Raw genomic sequence first — 1,262 nt, 5'->3', positions numbered from 1 at the left:
CCAATAAGCCCACCAACTCCAACCATCATTATTGGGTTTATAAGGGCAGATATGTTGTTTATAATATAATTTGTTTCCTCTGTATAGAACTCTGCAACCTTCTTTAACATTTTATCAAGGCTACCACTTTCCTCACCAATTGCAGTCATATCGTAAACCATAGGAGTAAACATACCACTTTTTTCAAGGGCTGCGGAAAGTGATTCACCTCTTTTAATTGCATCAATTATGCCATCAATTTTCTCTGCAATAATCACATTATCGATAACGCCTCGGACTGTTTGCAAGCAGTCAATAATTGGAATACCTGCAGAAAAAAGCGTTGCAAGCGTATCAGAGAACCTTGCCATAGATGACTTTAGCGTAAGTTCGGAAATAACAGGCATTTTCAACTTTAGCGAATCAACAGTCCTTCTTCCTTGAGGAGTCCTAACCCATCTTCTAAAGGCAATTGCAGCAACAACAACGATTGCAATAATAACCCAGATATAGTGAATAAGGAAATCCGCAAATGCAAAAATCATCTTAGTAATAGCAGGAAGTGGTGCACCTAATTCGGCTAAGAATCCTTCAAATGTAGGTATTACGAAAATAAAAAGACCAACTACAATAAGAATTGCAAAGCCCAAAACTGCAACAGGATAAGTCATTGCACCTCTTATTTTGTTTCTTGTTTCGTAGTCCCTCTGTAAGAAACTACTCATTGTAATAAGGGCTGCGCCTAAATTACCAGATGTCTCTCCTGCCTGTACCATACTTATATAAAGAGGTGAAAAAACATGTGGAAACTTCTTTAAAGCCATTGAAAGCTGGTTTCCTTTTTTGACTTCTTCTGACAACTCCTTTATAATTTGAACCAATTTTGGGTTTGAAGTTTGCTTTTCAAGAACTGCAAGTGCCCTTGAAATAGAAAGTCCTGCGTTGAGCATAGTTCCAAACTGGTTTGTAAATATAGATAGGTCCCTTACGCTTATTCCCTGAAATCTCGAAAGCAATCCCCCTTCGGTTTTCTTGCCTCCAAGTGACAAGCCTCTCAACTCTTTAATATAAACTATCCTATAACCCCTGCTTCTTAAAGAATCGGCAACATCCTGGACGCTATTGCCCTCAAGTCTTCCCACCAGAGAACCGCCCGAAGCGGTTATTACCTTGTATTCGAATTGCGGCATAGTTCCCTCACCTTTCCATTAAATGTATAAAATTTTCCTTGTTAAAGGCATATCTCAAGCCATCTTCATATGTGATATCGCCACGTATAACAA

General features: G+C 38.7%; 1 protein-coding gene. It reads right to left on the bottom strand.

Annotated elements, in window-relative coordinates; all coding sequences use genetic code 11:
• A partial coding sequence (locus tag JHC30_03940) for a type II secretion system F family protein (protein MCI4463305.1) occupies positions 1-1,169 on the bottom strand: 1,169 nt, incomplete at its 3' end.
• Between the last annotated feature and the right edge of the window lie 93 nt (positions 1,170-1,262).

Source organism: Caldisericum sp. (assembly GCA_022759145.1).
Classification (GTDB): domain Bacteria; phylum Caldisericota; class Caldisericia; order Caldisericales; family Caldisericaceae; genus Caldisericum.
This window is presented reverse-complemented; position numbering and strand designations above follow the sequence as displayed.